This is a genomic window from Seonamhaeicola sp. ABD4_340 (genome assembly GCF_056312135.1).
Genome location: NZ_CM149981.1, coordinates 2,964,089 through 2,980,013, shown reverse-complemented (window position 1 = coordinate 2,980,013; position 15,925 = coordinate 2,964,089). Strand labels below are relative to the sequence as shown.

Genomic DNA, 15,925 nt, shown 5'->3' with positions numbered 1-15,925 from the left:
TTTTAAAAATATAACAATGATTTTTTAAACTGATTTTAAATAAATATCTTGCCTAAAAATAATATAAAATTATGCGTTCACTCAAATATCTATCAATCATATTCTTAGCAGTAATTTTTGCTTCATGCGGTTCTAATTCTGGTAAGCAAAAAATAAATTTTTTAATTAAAACCAATGCTAATAAAGGCAATATTAGTAATAATGAAACCTTAAAAGTATTATTAATAAACAAAAAAAATGCAACTATAGATTCTGTTGTGTATAAACTAAATAATAAACTAATCACAGAAAACACACCCTTAAACAATTTTAAACTTGGTAAACAAACCATTGAAGCTACCATTTATTTTGAAGGCGATAGGCAAACAGCTACAACTCCAATTACAATTTTAAACAGTGAAGCGCCTAAAATTTTTAAATATAATATTGTGAATGAATATCCGCATGATATAACATCATACACACAAGGTTTAGAGTTTTTTAATGGTATTTTGTATGAAAGTACAGGGCAATACAAAGAATCTAAATTACGAACTGTAAACTATAAAACAGGAGACGTTTTAAAAAATATAGATTTAGCCGATCAATATTTTGGTGAAGGTTTAACCGTATTAAATAACAAAGTGTATCAATTAACCTGGAAAGCAGGTACTGGTTTTGTTTATAATGCTGAAACTTTAGAAAAAACGGGGAGTTTTAAATATGGTAACAGTAAAGAAGGTTGGGGTTTATGCAACCACGATAATGTTATTTACAAAAGCGATGGTACTGAAAAAATTTGGACTTTAAATCCTGAAACGCTTGTTGAAGAAGACTACATACAAGTATTTACCAACAAAGGAAAAATTGTTGAAATTAATGAAATGGAATGGATAGATGGAAAAATATTTGCCAACCGTTACCAAAAGGATGGCGTTGCCATAATTAACCCTAAAAATGGTGCTGTTATAGGTGTAATAGATTTTTCGCCATTAAAAAAACATGTTACGAAACATGAAAAATTAGATGTTTTAAACGGTATTGCTTACAACCCACAAACCAAAACTATTTTTGTAACCGGAAAACGCTGGGACAAGTTGTTTGAAATTGAAATTGTTGAATAAAAAAATGGTTTAGCCTACAAGCTAAACCATTTTTTTGTTATTTCCTTTTCTGTGTTAATGTTTGATTTGTGAATATATTCATTTTTTAAAGCATTATATTCATAATCTTTACCCCAAGTTTCATAATTTATAGCTACTTGCTTAATAGCATCACAAATAAATTCAATATCAGTATTAGTCATTGTAGGGTGAATAGACATACGAATCCAACCTGGGCGTTCAATTAAACAACCGTCTAATATCTTTTTTTCAATAGCTTTTGATGTATTTTTGTCTACATTAAGTAAATAATGGCCATATGTGCCTGCGCAAGAGCAGCCGCCTCTAGTTTGTACACCAAACCTATCATTTAAAAGTTTTACAATTAAGTTATAATGAACATTCTCTATATAAAATGAAAACACCCCTAACCTATCTGTGTGATTTGGTGCCAAAATTTTAAGATTTTTTATCTTATTTAACCTATCAAAAACAATGGTGTTTAATTCATGTTCTCGTTTTAAAATATTAGCAACACCCATTTTTTCTTTCAGCTTAATAGAAAGGGCTATTTTAATGGCTTGTAAAAACCCTGGAGTTCCGCCATCTTCTCGTGTTTCAATATCATCAATATAATCATGATCACCCCACGGATTTGTATACGAAACTGTACCACCACCAGGATTATCGGGTACTAAATTTTTATATAATTTTTTATTAAAAATTAAAACTCCTGATGATCCTGGGCCACCTAAAAACTTGTGAGGAGAAAATGTAATAGCATCTAAATACGCTTCATCATCTTCAGGATGCATATTTATGCTAACATAGGGTGCAGAACATGCAAAATCTACAAAGCACAAGCCATTATTTTGATGCATTATTTTGGCTACTTCATGGTAATTTGTTCTAATGCCAGTTACGTTTGAACATCCCGTAATAGCAGCTATTTTAATAGGACAATTTTGATATTTTTCTATGAGTTTTAAAAGCTCATCTGTACACGGCAAACCGTGAGCGTTTGATGGTATTACCTCTACCCTCGCTATGGTTTCTAACCATGATGTTTGGTTAGAATGATGTTCCATATGAGACACAAAAATTATAGGGCGTTTTTCTTCAGGAACTTTGGTATGATCTTTTAAATTCTCATTAAGTTTTATACCTAAAATTCTCTGAAACTTATTAATGGCACCCGTCATTCCTGTTCCAACGGTTATTAAAACATCATTTGCCGATGCATTTACATGATTTTTAATAATGCTTCTGGCATCATGATACGCATGCGTCATTGCAGAACCTGTTATAGAGGTTTCAGTGTGTGTATTGGCAACAAAAGGGCCAATATCATTTAATATTTTTGTTTCAATAGGTTCGTATAGTCTTCCGCTAGCAGTCCAATCGGCATAAATAATTTTTTTTCTTCCGTAAGGCGATTCAAAATATTCATCATTACCCACTACATGATCTCTAAACGGTTTAAAATATGTTTCAAGATTTGAAACAGCAGCGTTAGGTTTAGATTTAAAAACCTTATTCATTCCTTTTATTATAGCATTCATATGCATTAATTTTTTAAAAAACCACCCTGGAAAAACAACATAACCAAGGCAGTTTTTTCACTAAAACAAAAACCTAGTTTTTTATTATTTCTTAAACTTTTTAACACCGTCTTTCAGCCAATTGAAGTAATCATCTACATTGGGCGTATAGGCTACTGGCGCATTTAAGTTAGCTTCATTATGATCTATTAAAACATACAACGGTTGCGCGTTAGATTTGTATCTCATTATTTGTAATTCTGCCCATTTATCACCTATTTTTTTAAAGGGTTTTCCTGGGTATAGATATTCTGAAATACCTTGTTCACTTTCTGTTGGTGCTCGTTTTTCATCAACATATAATGATATCATAACATAGTCGTTTTTTATTACGTCAAGTACTTTAGGATCAGACCATACGTATTCTTCCATTTTACGACAATTAACACAAGACCATCCAGTAAAATCTATAATAGCAGGTTTTCCAACTTTTTTCGCGTAAGCTAATCCTTTATCGTAATCATGAAACATTACTATGTCATGTACGCCATAATGCGCATCTTCGGGTAAAGCTTCATGGGCTACAGAACCACCAGACCCTAATTTTGTATAACCAACACCGTAAGGTGATTCACTATAATTTAATGGCGGAGGAAAACCACTAATTAATTTTAATGGTGCACCCCATAATCCTGGTATTAAGTATACTGTAAATGCTAAAACTATTAAGCCCAGACCTAAACGCCCCACAGAAATGTGTGTTAATGGCGAATCATGTGGTAACTGAATTTTACCAAATAAATACATGGCTAAGGCGCCAAAAACAGCTATCCAGATGGCTATAAAAATTTCGCGCTCAAAAATGTGTAATTGTAATACTAAATCGGCTGTTGATAAAAACTTAAATGCTAAGGCTAATTCTAAAAACCCTAAAACCACTTTTACGGTATTTAACCAACCGCCAGATTTTGGTAATGAGTTCATCCAGCCTGGAAATGCTGCAAATAAAGCAAATGGTAATGCTATTGCTAGTGAAAAACCTAACATACCTATTACTGGCCCTACTTTATCGCCACCAGAAGCCGCTTCAACTAAAATAGTACCAACAATAGGCCCAGTACATGAAAATGATACTATTGCTAAAGCCAATGCCATAAAAAATATGCCTACTAAACCACTACGGTTAGATTGTGCATCAACTTTATTGGCCCATGATTGCGGTAATGTAATTTCAAAAGCACCTAAAAATGATAGCGCAAATACTATTAAAATTAAGAAGAAAATTAAATTAAACCAAACGTTTGAAGCTAAAGCATTCATAGCTGCAGGCCCAAAAATAGCAGATACAGCAACACCCAATAATACATAGATTACCACAATGCAAACGCCATAAAATATAGCGTTTCTAATGCCTTTTGCTTTATTATCAGATTGTTTTGTAAAGAAGCTTACTGTTAAGGGGATCATTGGAAATACACAAGGTGTTAACAATGCTGCAAACCCAGATAAAAAGGCTAAAAAGAATAAGGTTATTAAACCTCTTTTTGATGTTTCAGCCCCATCATTTAAAGTTGAATTTACGGCATCATTAGAGTTGTTTGATGATGAATTTACGGTTTGTGCTACTGCTACTTCCTCAGAAGTTTTAGTATTATTTAAATTAAACGTTAACTCTACTTCTTTTGGTGGTAAACAACGTGTATCATCGCACACCATAAATTCTACAAAACCATTAACAGTGTTTGTATTGTTTTTAACTTCTATGTTTTGTTCAAAAATGGCATTATCTTCAAAAAAAGTAATAACCATATCAAAAACAGGGTCGTTAATTGTATGTCCTTTTTCTTCAGTTGTATTACCAACTAAGGTGATGGCACCGTTATTATCATCAAAAATAAAACTAGTGGCTATTGGTCCTCCCTCAGGAACATTTTGCGAATATAAATGCCAACCAGCATCAATACTAGCATTAGCCACTAATTTGTATTGGGTTTCTGAAATTTTTTCAACAGAAGTTGTCCATTTTACAGGATCTAATATTTGTGCATTACTATACGTTACAATTAATAACGTTAGTAGGAATAAAAACTTTTTCATTAGGTTAGTTTAGCGAAAGTTATTGTAATTTAAAAACTAATTCTTTATCGGTTGGAGGTAAACAACGGCTGTCATCGCACACCATAAATGTTACTGTTGCGGTTACAGGAAAGGCATCTGCACTTTTTAGTTTTATACGTTGTTCAAAAACTGTTTCTATTTCAAAATATTTAATTTTCATATTAAAAATAGGATCATCAACAACATGTCCGTCGCCTTCATTAGTATTTCCTTTTTTAAGGTAAGCCCCATTACTGTTGTAAGTAAAACTAGTAGCAATTGGACCACCTTCTGGTACTGCTTGTGAGTATAAGTGCCAACCATTTTCAATAACTGCTTTACTTATTAATTTGTATTCAGTGCCTGAAACTTTTTCTACAGATGTACTCCATTTTACAGGTTCTAAAATTTGAGAATAGGCGCTAGTTGTTAAAACTAGTAATGCAATTGCTATTAATTTTTTCATGTTTTTGTGTGTTTAATTTTTATTAATAATAAGGGTTATTTTTAACAAATAACCCTTATTGGGCATCTTTATTAATTTTGGTGGTTGACTAACTCAAAATCAAAAAAACAACTAAAATAAACGTTAAAAAAGATGCTTTTAGTTTTTAGCTAATGGTTTTACAACAATTTCAAACGATTGCCCGTTTGTTTGCAATTTTTTAGCTAAGTTTTGTATGTCTTTTTTATTAATATTATTAATTACTTTTTCAAAATTATTTGGGTTTTCCATATTATAACCATCTCTATAAAAAGTGGTTAAAAGTGTCATATCATACCCGTTGTTACTTTTTGATTGTTCTCTAGATTTTTTATAACTAGTTAACGTTTTATCTAAATCTTCTTGTTTTATTTCACCTTTAGCTATTTTAGAAATTTCAGCATGTACAATGCTAACTAATTTTTCAGCTAAAGCTGGGTTACAATCAAACTTTATAGTTACATATGATAATACTTTAGGTTCTTTTACTAAAAAAGCACCTGCTCTTGGGCTGTAAACGCCACCCTCTTCTTCTCTAAGCGTTTCTACTAACCTTAATTGTAAAATATCACCTAACGCTTTTGTTACAAATTGATTTTTTACTGTATAATCTGTTTCAATTTTTAAAGCAATATTTACGTTTGTTTTAGGATCTTCCATTGCTAAAGTAACATCTTCATCAACCTTATTACTTTTCCATTTTGGTACTACATCTTTAAATTGCTCTTTATTTGAAGTAACAGGAATACTTGCAATATATTTGGTTAAAAGAGGCTCTAAATTTTCAGCTTTTATATCGCCAACAATAAAAAATTCAAAATCTGCTGCATTAGCAAACCTATTTAAGTACACTTCTTTTATTTTTTCAAATGATACATCATTTACAAAATCTTGATTAAACACACGTTTTCTTGGGTTATTATTACCGTATAATGTGGTTGTAATTTTGTCTTTTATTTGCTCATTTATGTCTTTACTTCTTCTAATAACATAATTATCAATACCGCTTTGTAAAACTTTGTAAGCTTGCTCATCAAAACGTGGTTTCACAAAATACAAATGTGCAAGTTGCAACATAGTTTCAACATCTTTTGTTGTTGAAGCACCGGTTAAAGACTCTGTTGTTTCACCTAAGCTTGGTGACATTGATGCCGTTTTTCCTGCTAAAATTTTTGGTAATTCAGTGGCTGAAAAATCACCTAAACCAGACATTTGAATTAAGTTTCCTAACAATTCTGCCGACGGTAAATTAGCATCACTAATTAGTGATTTACCACCATGGCTAATAGCTTCAAAAGCTACCGTGTTTTTTTGTTTATCTGCAAATTTATAGTGCACTTTAATACCGTTGCTTAATGTATAGGTTGTAGCTGCTAGCTCTTTACTAACAGTTTTATTAGCTATTTTACCTGTAGCAATATTTAGGCCAGAAATTAAAGTTTTGCCTTCAAAAGCTTCGGTGTATGCTTTTAAACTAGTATCATTTTCAACTTCATTAATAACAGCTAAAGCACGTTCTTGGGTTAAGTTTTCTTTCCCTTCTACGCCTGTAACGTTTAAAAACCTGTTATGCTTTGTATATAGTTTTTTTATTGTATTGTGAAGTGTTTGTGACGTTAAACTTGCAAATAATGTTTTAGCAATGTTATATTCTTTCTCAATATCTGTAATGGTTTTGTTATCTAAATAATCGGCTTTAATAACATTAATTAGGGCTCCATGACTTTTATCGTCTTTTTTAGCTATTTCATTTTCATAATAGTTTGAAAACTCTTTGATGGTACGCGCTATTTCTGATGGTGTAAAACCATATTTAACGGCTCTAACAACCTCTGTTAACACTGCTTTAAAAGCAGCTTCTTGTTGCCCAGGTTTTGGTACAACAGTAATAGAAAATGCGTTGTTAGCTCTTGCTAAAGATTGGTATCCAACTCTAGCTCCTAAAAAACTAGCGTTAGGCTTTTGAGATTCATCTGATATTCTTGATGATAACATTGTGGTTACCATTGATTGTAGTAATGATTCTTGTAAATCTGCTACAGTTTGGTTTTCTAATGATTTTTTATGACGAATACCAAAATCTATTCTAGCTGTAGATATTTCTTTATCCATACCCAAACTGTAGAGCATTTCTTGGTTTTCGGGTACTTCAACAATAAAGCGTTCTCTTGGATTTTTTACAGCTGGTATTTTTGAAAACAATGCTTTTATTTTAGATTCAATAACATCAACATCAATATCACCAACTACGGCAATAGCTTGTAAATCTGTTCTGTACCAATCATGATAAAAATCTCTAAGCGCTTTGTATTCAAAATTTTCAACAATACTCATTAAACCAATTGGCAATCTTTTTGCGTATTTAGAATTGTTAAAGGTTACAGGCAATGAGGTTTGAAACAAACGCATTTGTCCGTTTTGGCGTGATCTCCATTCTTCTTTAATCACACCTCTTTCTGCATCAATTTCTTCATCAGTTAATAATAAATAGTTACACCAATCATGCAATACTAGCAAACCTTTATCTATTAATTCTGGAGTTGTGGGTACATTATCAATGTTATAAACCGTTTCATCAAAACTAGTGTAGGCGTTAATATCTCTACCAAAAACTAGTCCTTTTTCTTGAAACGTATTTAAAATACCTTTTCCTTCAAAATTTTCAGTGCCATTAAAAGCCATATGTTCTAAAAAGTGTGCTAACCCTTGTTGGTCATCATTTTCTAAAACAGAACCTACATTTTGTATTATGTAGTAGCTTGCTGCATCTTTTACAACATCTGTACTTTTAATATAATAAGTTAAACCGTTAGGTAAAACACCTTTTTTTATAGTTTCATCAACCGGAAGTGCGTTATTTAAGTCTTGTCCAAATGTTAACAAGCCTACAAATAGAAATAATAATGTTGAAAATTTTTTCATGTATTTATAGATAATTTTATGTGTTTTTAAGTTAGACGCCGCATTTCTTAATTTCCCTTATTAAAAAAATGTTAAAATTTTAAAGTAATTGTAAAATTATAGAATTTAAGGCCTGTTTTTTAATTAATTTGTTAGCTAAATTAATAATCAGTTAATTATTTCTCAATCAATTACAATGTATACAAATAAACTAATAAAGCATGTTGTTTTTTTATGTCTGTTTTGTTGTGTTTCAATACCAACATTAAGTCAAAATAAAACCATAGATATTACAGGAAAAGTTCTAGAATATAGTAGCAAACAACCTGTAGCCTATGCATCGGTTTTAATTGTAGATGCTCAAACAAAAAAGAACATTAGCGGTACTACTTCTAGTGAAGATGGCACCTTTAATTTATCTACTAATATTTCAAAATTTAATATTGAAATTAGCTTTATTGGTTACAAAACTAAAGTAATTAATGAGTATATTATAAAAAACAACAGTATAAATCTTGGTACTATATTTTTAACTGAAGATTTAGCGCAATTAAGTGAAGTAGTTGTAGAAGCCGAAGTTTCAAAAACACAATTTAAGCTAGATAAACGTATTTTTAATATTGGTAAAGATTTAAGTAGCACAGGCGCAAGTGCTCTTGAAATTTTAAACAATGTGCCGTCTGTAAACGTAAATATTGAAGGCGCCATTAGCCTTAGAGGTAGTCAAGGTGTGCAAATACTAATTAACGGTAAACCATCGGTCATTGCTAGTGATGGTGGTAATGCCTTAGGAACAATTACTGCCGATATGATTGAGCGTATTGAAGTTATTACAAACCCTTCTGCTAAATACGACGCCGAAGGAACTGCCGGTATAATTAACATTGTTTTAAAAAAAGATGAACGTAAAGGCTTAAATGGTTCTGCCAGTTTAAATTTAGGCACACCAACAAATCATAGCTTTGGCTTAAGTTTAAACAGGCGTACCGAAAAGTTTAACTTATTTAGCCAATTTGGTGTTGGTTACCGTAAGTTACCAAATGACAGATTTAGCATTAACAAACATTTGGTTAATAATACCACCCTAAATTCTAACGGCACCGAATACCGAAATGAAAAGTTTTATAACATTATTTTAGGTACAGATTATCATATAAACGATAATAATGTTTTAACGTTATCTGGTAGTTATGCTTATGAAGTAGAAGATCAGCCCTCAACAACAAACTTTAGTTTTACAGATGAAACCGAGACAGCAAATACGTCTCTTTGGAAACGCACCGAAGAAACAGATGCCACAAACCCTAAATACCAATACGAACTTCAATACAAAAAAGATTTTGATGACCATGAAGACCACATGCTTTTATTTAGTGCTTTAGGCCGCTTTTTTGGTAAAGAACAGTCTTCAAATTTTGAAGATGTTACTATTGCTGGAGATAATCGTGATAACTTACAAAAAACCAGAACAGATTTTGATGAAGCAAATTACACCTTTAAGTTAGATTATACCAAACCTTTTAATGACAAATTTACCATTGAAACTGGAGCACAATATGTATTAAATAATGTTAGTAACGATTATGAAGTTCAAAACTTTGAAAATGGTAGCTATGTTACCGATGCTAACCAAACTAATATTTTTGATTTTAACCAAAACGTTTTAGGTATTTACGGAACTGCTGCTTACGAAGCCGAAAAATGGGGCATTAAAGTTGGCTTACGACTTGAAAATACCGATTTAGAAACTTTACTTAAAAATACCAACGAACAAAATAAACAAAACTATTCTAACGTATTTCCTAGCATACATGCATCATATAAAATAACAGGTAATTACTCAGTACAAATTGGGTATTCCAGACGCGTTTATAGGCCTAGGTTATGGGACTTAAATCCGTTTTTCAACATAAGAAACAATTTTAATATTAGAACCGGAAACCCAGATTTACAACCTGAATTTACAGATTCTTATGAACTTACAAATATTTATAACCTAGGGAAAGCCTCTATAAATTTTGGCATATATTATCGCTACACCACCAATGCCATTGAGCGTAGTGTTTCAACTTTTACAAACAATGTAAACACATTTAAACCTTTAAACTTAGGCACAACAAACGCTGTAGGTGTTGAGTTTAATGGCAAATACCCAATAACCAATTGGTTAATTTTTAATGGTGATATTAATTATAATGCTTTTAAGCGTAATGGAAATTTAAATAGCACAACAATTGATTTTGATGCAGACCAATGGACAGGTAAACTTACCAGTAAATTAAAACTACCCGCTGATATAGATTTTGAAATTACAGGAAACTACAGATCCGAAACCGAAACAGTGCAAGGTAATGAAGCCAACGTTATTTTTGCCGATTTAGGCTTACGCAAAAAAGTAATTAAAGGTAAAGGTGTTATTAACCTAAGTGTAAGAGATGTTTTTGCCTCTAGAATTGAAAAAAGCGAAACCATTCAACCCGATTTTTATTTATACAATGAAAACCAACGCGGACGCTTTATTACAATTGGCCTAAGTTATGGTTTTGGTAAAGGTGAAGCTATGGAGTATTCAGGAAAAAGGCGCTAAATTAAAAATTAACTTAACGCCTTTAATATTAACTACTAAAACTTCTTTTTATTCTGGTATATAGCTTTTATCCATAACTAACATCCATTTATCAAGCTCAAAACCATCTTCACGCATTGAAAATGAAATAATGTATTCATCGGCTTTATCAAATGTTAAAGTTATAGTTTGCTTGTATCCGCAATGGTTTTCTGGCACACGTTGAGCCGATGACCATGTCCAATTATGTTTTCCTTGGCATAATTGAATGCGTTGACCGCTTTCTGGCCATTCACCATTAACACCAACATGCAAACCATTATCTTCTGGCCCCGTTGAAAACGCCCTAACCCATACATAATAAGTACCTGGTGTATTAATTTTTACTTTATAAGACACAACACCACCCGTACCTGGTATAGGAAAAAAGTTTTCACCTACAATCAATTTATCTTTATGAGTTACTCTTGTATCTGGCATAGCCTCAATATACGCTTTACCACTTGCAGTTTTAGCATGATTACCATGCCTTGTTGTAAATGGAAACTCGCCTTCATAAGCATTAATGTAAAATTTTCTTGGGCTACCGTTATTTGTGTTATGGTGAAAAGCTTCTCCTTCAACTTCTAAAACACCATTTTTTTCTTCAAAAGGAGTAACAGATTTTAATGTTTCTTTTAACGTGAAGTTTTTAGGAGTTAACTCTAAAGATCTCCAACGTCCTCTTGCCCAAGCTGTTTCATCACCTTCAGGTATTCTGCCATTTGTAAGAGCTTTAGAGCCTATTGTTATAGTATCTCCTTCTTTTAAATGCAGTGTTCCTATTGCTAAACGGGTGTTTTTAAAAGATTCTGGCGCTTGCGGGTTTTTAACCTTTTTTAAACCATTGTTATTTATTCTAATTTCATAAGTAGATTCACCATCATTTTCAGCAACCGTGTTTAAAACACCTGTGTAAAATCCAGTAGCACCTTTAAACACTGTAAAAGCTTTAGCTTGCTTGTCTCTTTGGTCTTTTTTTCCTGCATTAATAGCAAAAGTACCACGTTTTTCTTCTTTGTAATAAGTGGCTTCAGAGCTTTCATCTATTATGAAATCTTGAATAGCATTTAACACCATTGTATTTTTAGCGCTAGCCGTATTTTTTTTCTTAGATGTATTTTGAATTAAAGCAACCCAATCGCCAGTTTTTGACGGCGGTAAACCTATTGAAACATTTTCACCAGATCTTACAGTTTTTATAGTTCCCGTCTGAAGATTACCACCCGTTTTAGCATTGTACCATTTAACGGAATATTTAGCTTTATTACCAGCTAAATGCAATTTAGTTTCTTCAACTGTTGGAAGATACACCGCGTAAACATCACCTGTTTTTGCAAACACATAGTCATGTGTGTTTGCTGTTAAATCATCTGCAGACACCATTTGCTCAAAAGGCAAATAGGTATTAAAAAAATCTAAAGCATGTTTAGTTTGCTCCCAAACATTGTTTCTAGAGCGCCAATCTTCGCAAGTTAAATCGTGGTGCGCAAATTTATACCCAAAATACCACTCTACACCGGCGCCACCTGCCATTAAATTGCCCCATAAAACTTCAGCTCTAATATCATCATGATCCGGATCATCAGCATCAGGTTTTGCTCCTGTGTGTGCTGGCCCAATTTCATCTTGACAAACCACCCATTGCCTGTTATAATTAGCAGATTCATTAATCCAATTAACTGTAATATCATGCACATCATGCGGATGATGTGTTTGCATTGAAGGGCCATCTAAATATTCATACCCTAAAAGTGGGGTTAAAAATAAATTTTGAGCATTGGTATTGGCATGCGTATGTAAAACCACAAAATTATGGTAAGGATCATGTGTTTTAATATACTTAGCCATTTCTTTTCTATCTTTATCGGTTTGTCCTTTAGGTGTCCAAACCAACGGCCCGTTTTCTTCTCCTAAATTCCAAGTAACTGCTAAATGATGTGCAAAACGTGCAATTAACTCGCGGTAATATAATTTACGCATGGTTTTAGTTTCACCTAAATCTAGCAACAACTCGTTTTCAGTCTCTTGGGTAACAATATGAAGCATTAAACCTAAATTATCCATATGATCAAAAACAATTTCCCATTGGTCTAGTTTACTACAATCAAAACGAAAACGCTCATGCTCATTAGTCCAAGGCCAAACATCTTTACCATCACCTTGAATATTCATAGTTAAAAAGTATACAGAATTCATACCTTTAGATGCTAAATAATTTAAAGCGCCTATAATGTTTTTGCCTTTTCCGTTTTGCCATGTAGGGTCACCTTGTTTAAAATCTTTGGCATGCGCTTCGTATTTATGTGAAGCTGGTGTTTGGTCAAATTCATAATATCCTAAAAAACTTTCAGGACTATCTGCGCCTCCTTTTAAAAATGCTTCATTTGTATCAGCATACTTTAAATATCTATCTCCGGTGTATTTTAATCTTCCTTTGGTTCTAAAATTGTTTCCTGTTTTATCTGCTTCAGCAATTGTAAAACTACCTTTTGTACCATTGAAGCTTACAGGTTTACCTGCATAAAAATCATCACTTACAGCTATGTTTTTACCTTTTCTAAATGATACTTCATACGTCCACTCGCCTACTTCGTCTGGCATAAACCTAACTTGCCAAATCTTTCCATATTTTGCACTTGTTTCGGCAGCATTACCATCGGCAGCAAAAAAACCTGGAATAACCATTGTTTTTTTCTTGTGTTTGAAAATTACGTTTAGTCTATAATTTAAAAACGGATTTTCTTCTTCACTTTCACTTAATTCATCACCTTCAAAACTTAAAGTTATTTTATGCCATTTTTTTAAAGGCCCATCTATTTTTTGCGCTTTTACGTTTAATATTGTGAAAAGCATTATTGCTAATAAAACGGATATTTTTTGCATGTGTTATAGTAATTTAATACGTAAATAGTTTGTTTTTTTGATTGTGATTTACAAGGTTACAGGTGCATTAATTTCGGCCGATTTGTAGACAGCTTCCTGCACTTGCAATGTTTTTAAATAGTTGCTTCCGCTGGTTTCAAAAGGTTCACCACTGCATAATTTATCAATAAAATCTTGTTGAAAAATATAACAGCAGTCTCCTGCAAAACCTACATCATTGTGTGTGTATTCGTGTTCTTGTTCAGACTCACCTAATTTTTGAATGGTTATTTTCCCATCAGAATACAAGCGGATTGAGCCTTTAGAGCCATCAATTAAATACTCTCCAAAGGTGTATCTAGATTTTTTAAAGTTGTTTTCGTTATAACGGTTGGCATCCCAAATGGCATGTGCATTGTTTTCAAAATTTAACACCACTAACCCAGAATCTTCACCTTTTATAACTGGGTTTAAGCGTTTTAAAATGGCGTAAGCACTGGTTACTTCACCTGCGTGGTAACGAAACGTATCAATAAAATGTACGCCCGTTTCATAAATAAGTAGTTTTTTGTAATCTCTAAAATAGGGTTGTCTGGCTAAATAAGCATTGTCTCCCCAACCATCGCCCATACGCGACCTAAAATTTAGACTAAAAACATTACCAATACCATCATTATTAATAATTTTTTTTATTTCTCTGTGCCAAGGTTGAAATCTGAAATTTTCGTGCACTGCAAAACGTACATCTTTTTTAGAGACATAGTCTACTATTTTTTTAGACTCTTCAAATGTTGGTGCTAATGGTTTTTGACAAATAATATGCACACCGTTATCTGCTGCAAATTTGCACATTTCAAAATGTGTTTCTGGCGGCGTTATGATATCTACAAAATCTGGTTTTTCTGTAAGAATCATTTCCTTATAATCGGTGTAATGTTTTTTTACACCATAAGGTTCCATAATGCTTTTGGCACGCTCTAAATTAGAATTACAAAGCGCTGTAATTTCAACATCAGGAATGCGTGTCCATGCTTCATATTGAAATTTACTAAAATACCCTGCGCCTATGGCAACACCTTTTAATTTATTCTGCATTATTTAATTTTTTATTCGGATTCATAAAAGACCAACAAAAAATGGCTACAATACCTAAAACGGCCGCTACATAAAAAAATGGTTCGTTAGATCCTGTCCATTCCTGTAAATACGGAAATGCTAACGCGGTTGTAAACGCCCCTAAATTACCGGCCATATTCATCATTCCAGATACTTTTCCTGAGTTTTCTTCGCCTATATCCATACAAAATGACCATGAGGGACTTAACGTCATATCTGCACCAAAAATAGCTACAGATAAACATAATACTGCACCTAAAGCAGTATTCATGTAAAGGCTAGACAAAATACCAATAACCACTAAAATAAAACCAATGGTTGCAGGTAATTGTCTTGAGCGTTTCCAATGTCCTTTTCTGTAAATACTATCAACCATAAAACCAGAAGTCCAATTTCCAAAAGCTCCTGCCAATAATGGTAACATAGCATAAAAACCAGTAGCTACCAAGCTTAATTCATATTTATCTTTAATATACGGAAACAACCATGTTAACATGAAGAAAAATATAAAATTACTCCCTATATATTGCACCATTGCTAAAATTACATTTTTTGAGGTAAGTACCGTTTTTAATGGTAAGTTACCACCTTTTTTTTCAACCTCATGCTGCCTGTTTTTAATGATGTATTCTTTTTCTTCATTAGATAATCCTTTGTGTTCTTCGGGTTTGTTTCTAAAGAAAATTACAAACCAAACCGCAAAAACAAGCCCAACAGCACCAAAAAAATAAAATATGCTACGCCAACCCCAAGCATCAATTAAATAAGCTACTAAAGGTAGTGCAAAAGCAGCTCCTAATCTGGAACCTGAAAAATTTATACCTTGAAAAACACCTCGCTCTTTAGTAGGCACCCAAGAAAAGGCTGCTCTTGATATGTTTGGAAATGCACCAGCTTCACCAGCACCAAAAATAAATCTGAAGAAAAGCATGGAAACATAATTCCAGGCAGCACCTGTTAATGCTGTAAAAATTGACCATAACACCATAATGCTAGTCATTACTTTTCTAACACCATATTTATCGCCCATGGCACCTCCTGGTACTTGAAATAATGCATAGCCCAAAGCAAAAGCACTAAGTACCCAACCCATTTGTATATCGGTTAAGTTTAAATCTGAACTAATGGCGTCTTTTGCTGAAGAAATACACACCCTATCTATATACAAAAGAAGGGTTATTAAAAAAGAACCAGCAAAAAACCAATATCTTTTTTTTGGTATGGGTTTACTCAT

The 15,925-nt window shown here is 32.6% G+C and carries 9 protein-coding genes; 2 read left to right on the top strand and 7 right to left on the bottom strand.

The annotated features are described in order from the left end of the window. The first annotated feature begins 71 nt into the window (after positions 1-71). Positions 72-1,103 carry a glutaminyl-peptide cyclotransferase gene (locus tag ACYX4H_RS12860; protein WP_476236688.1) on the top strand — a complete coding sequence of 344 codons (1,032 nt, stop codon included), beginning with the start codon at positions 72-74 and terminating at the stop codon, positions 1,101-1,103. A 14-nt stretch (positions 1,104-1,117) separates the two neighbouring features. Here ACYX4H_RS12860 and ACYX4H_RS12855 read toward each other — a convergent pair whose 3' ends face one another. The 4 genes from ACYX4H_RS12855 to ACYX4H_RS12840 form a co-directional block, all read right to left on the bottom strand. Further along, positions 1,118-2,644 (bottom strand): aminotransferase class V-fold PLP-dependent enzyme, encoded by a 1,527-nt coding sequence (locus ACYX4H_RS12855; RefSeq protein ID WP_476236687.1) that lies wholly within the window; start codon positions 2,642-2,644, stop codon positions 1,118-1,120. An 84-nt stretch (positions 2,645-2,728) separates the two neighbouring features. Continuing rightward, positions 2,729-4,720: a protein-disulfide reductase DsbD family protein gene (locus tag ACYX4H_RS12850; protein ID WP_476236686.1), complete on the bottom strand. Its 1,992-nt coding sequence runs from the start codon at positions 4,718-4,720 to the stop codon at positions 2,729-2,731. Between the two features lie 19 nt (positions 4,721-4,739). Further along, on the bottom strand, positions 4,740-5,186 hold the full coding sequence (locus ACYX4H_RS12845; protein ID WP_476236684.1) for a protein-disulfide reductase DsbD domain-containing protein: 447 nt from the start codon (positions 5,184-5,186) through the stop codon (positions 4,740-4,742). A 138-nt stretch (positions 5,187-5,324) separates the two neighbouring features. Further along, positions 5,325-8,126 carry a M16 family metallopeptidase gene (locus ACYX4H_RS12840; protein WP_476236682.1) on the bottom strand — a complete coding sequence of 934 codons (2,802 nt, stop codon included), beginning with the start codon at positions 8,124-8,126 and terminating at the stop codon, positions 5,325-5,327. A gap of 175 nt (positions 8,127-8,301) precedes the next feature. Between ACYX4H_RS12840 and ACYX4H_RS12835 the strand changes: the two genes are divergently transcribed. Further along, a complete protein-coding gene (locus ACYX4H_RS12835) occupies positions 8,302-10,692 on the top strand; it encodes a TonB-dependent receptor (RefSeq protein ID WP_476236681.1) in 2,391 nt (796 codons plus the stop codon). A 48-nt stretch (positions 10,693-10,740) separates the two neighbouring features. Here ACYX4H_RS12835 and ACYX4H_RS12830 read toward each other — a convergent pair whose 3' ends face one another. From ACYX4H_RS12830 to ACYX4H_RS12820, 3 genes are read right to left on the bottom strand one after another with little or no spacing between them, the layout of a single operon-like run. Beyond that, positions 10,741-13,596, bottom strand: a complete 2,856-nt coding sequence (locus tag ACYX4H_RS12830; protein ID WP_476236680.1) for a DUF5060 domain-containing protein — start codon at positions 13,594-13,596, stop codon at positions 10,741-10,743. A 48-nt stretch (positions 13,597-13,644) separates the two neighbouring features. Beyond that, positions 13,645-14,670 (bottom strand): Gfo/Idh/MocA family protein, encoded by a 1,026-nt coding sequence (locus ACYX4H_RS12825; RefSeq protein WP_476236679.1) that lies wholly within the window; start codon positions 14,668-14,670, stop codon positions 13,645-13,647. Next, positions 14,660-15,925, bottom strand: a complete 1,266-nt coding sequence (locus tag ACYX4H_RS12820) for an MFS transporter (protein WP_476236678.1) — start codon at positions 15,923-15,925, stop codon at positions 14,660-14,662. The genes ACYX4H_RS12825 and ACYX4H_RS12820 overlap by 11 nt, the downstream gene beginning before the upstream one ends.

Bases quoted from the DNA above. Each gene is read 5' to 3' on its own strand.
- ACYX4H_RS12860 (WP_476236688.1), top strand. From the start codon at position 72: ATGCGTTCACTCAAATATCTATCAATCATATTCTTAGCAGTAATTTTT.
- ACYX4H_RS12855 (WP_476236687.1), bottom strand. From the start codon at position 2,644: ATGAATGCTATAATAAAAGGAATGAATAAGGTTTTTAAATCTAAACCT.
- ACYX4H_RS12850 (WP_476236686.1), bottom strand. From the start codon at position 4,720: ATGAAAAAGTTTTTATTCCTACTAACGTTATTAATTGTAACGTATAGT.
- ACYX4H_RS12845 (WP_476236684.1), bottom strand. From the start codon at position 5,186: ATGAAAAAATTAATAGCAATTGCATTACTAGTTTTAACAACTAGCGCC.
- ACYX4H_RS12840 (WP_476236682.1), bottom strand. From the start codon at position 8,126: ATGAAAAAATTTTCAACATTATTATTTCTATTTGTAGGCTTGTTAACA.
- ACYX4H_RS12835 (WP_476236681.1), top strand. From the start codon at position 8,302: ATGTATACAAATAAACTAATAAAGCATGTTGTTTTTTTATGTCTGTTT.
- ACYX4H_RS12830 (WP_476236680.1), bottom strand. From the start codon at position 13,596: ATGCAAAAAATATCCGTTTTATTAGCAATAATGCTTTTCACAATATTA.
- ACYX4H_RS12825 (WP_476236679.1), bottom strand. From the start codon at position 14,670: ATGCAGAATAAATTAAAAGGTGTTGCCATAGGCGCAGGGTATTTTAGT.
- ACYX4H_RS12820 (WP_476236678.1), bottom strand. From the start codon at position 15,925: ATGAGTAAACCCATACCAAAAAAAAGATATTGGTTTTTTGCTGGTTCT.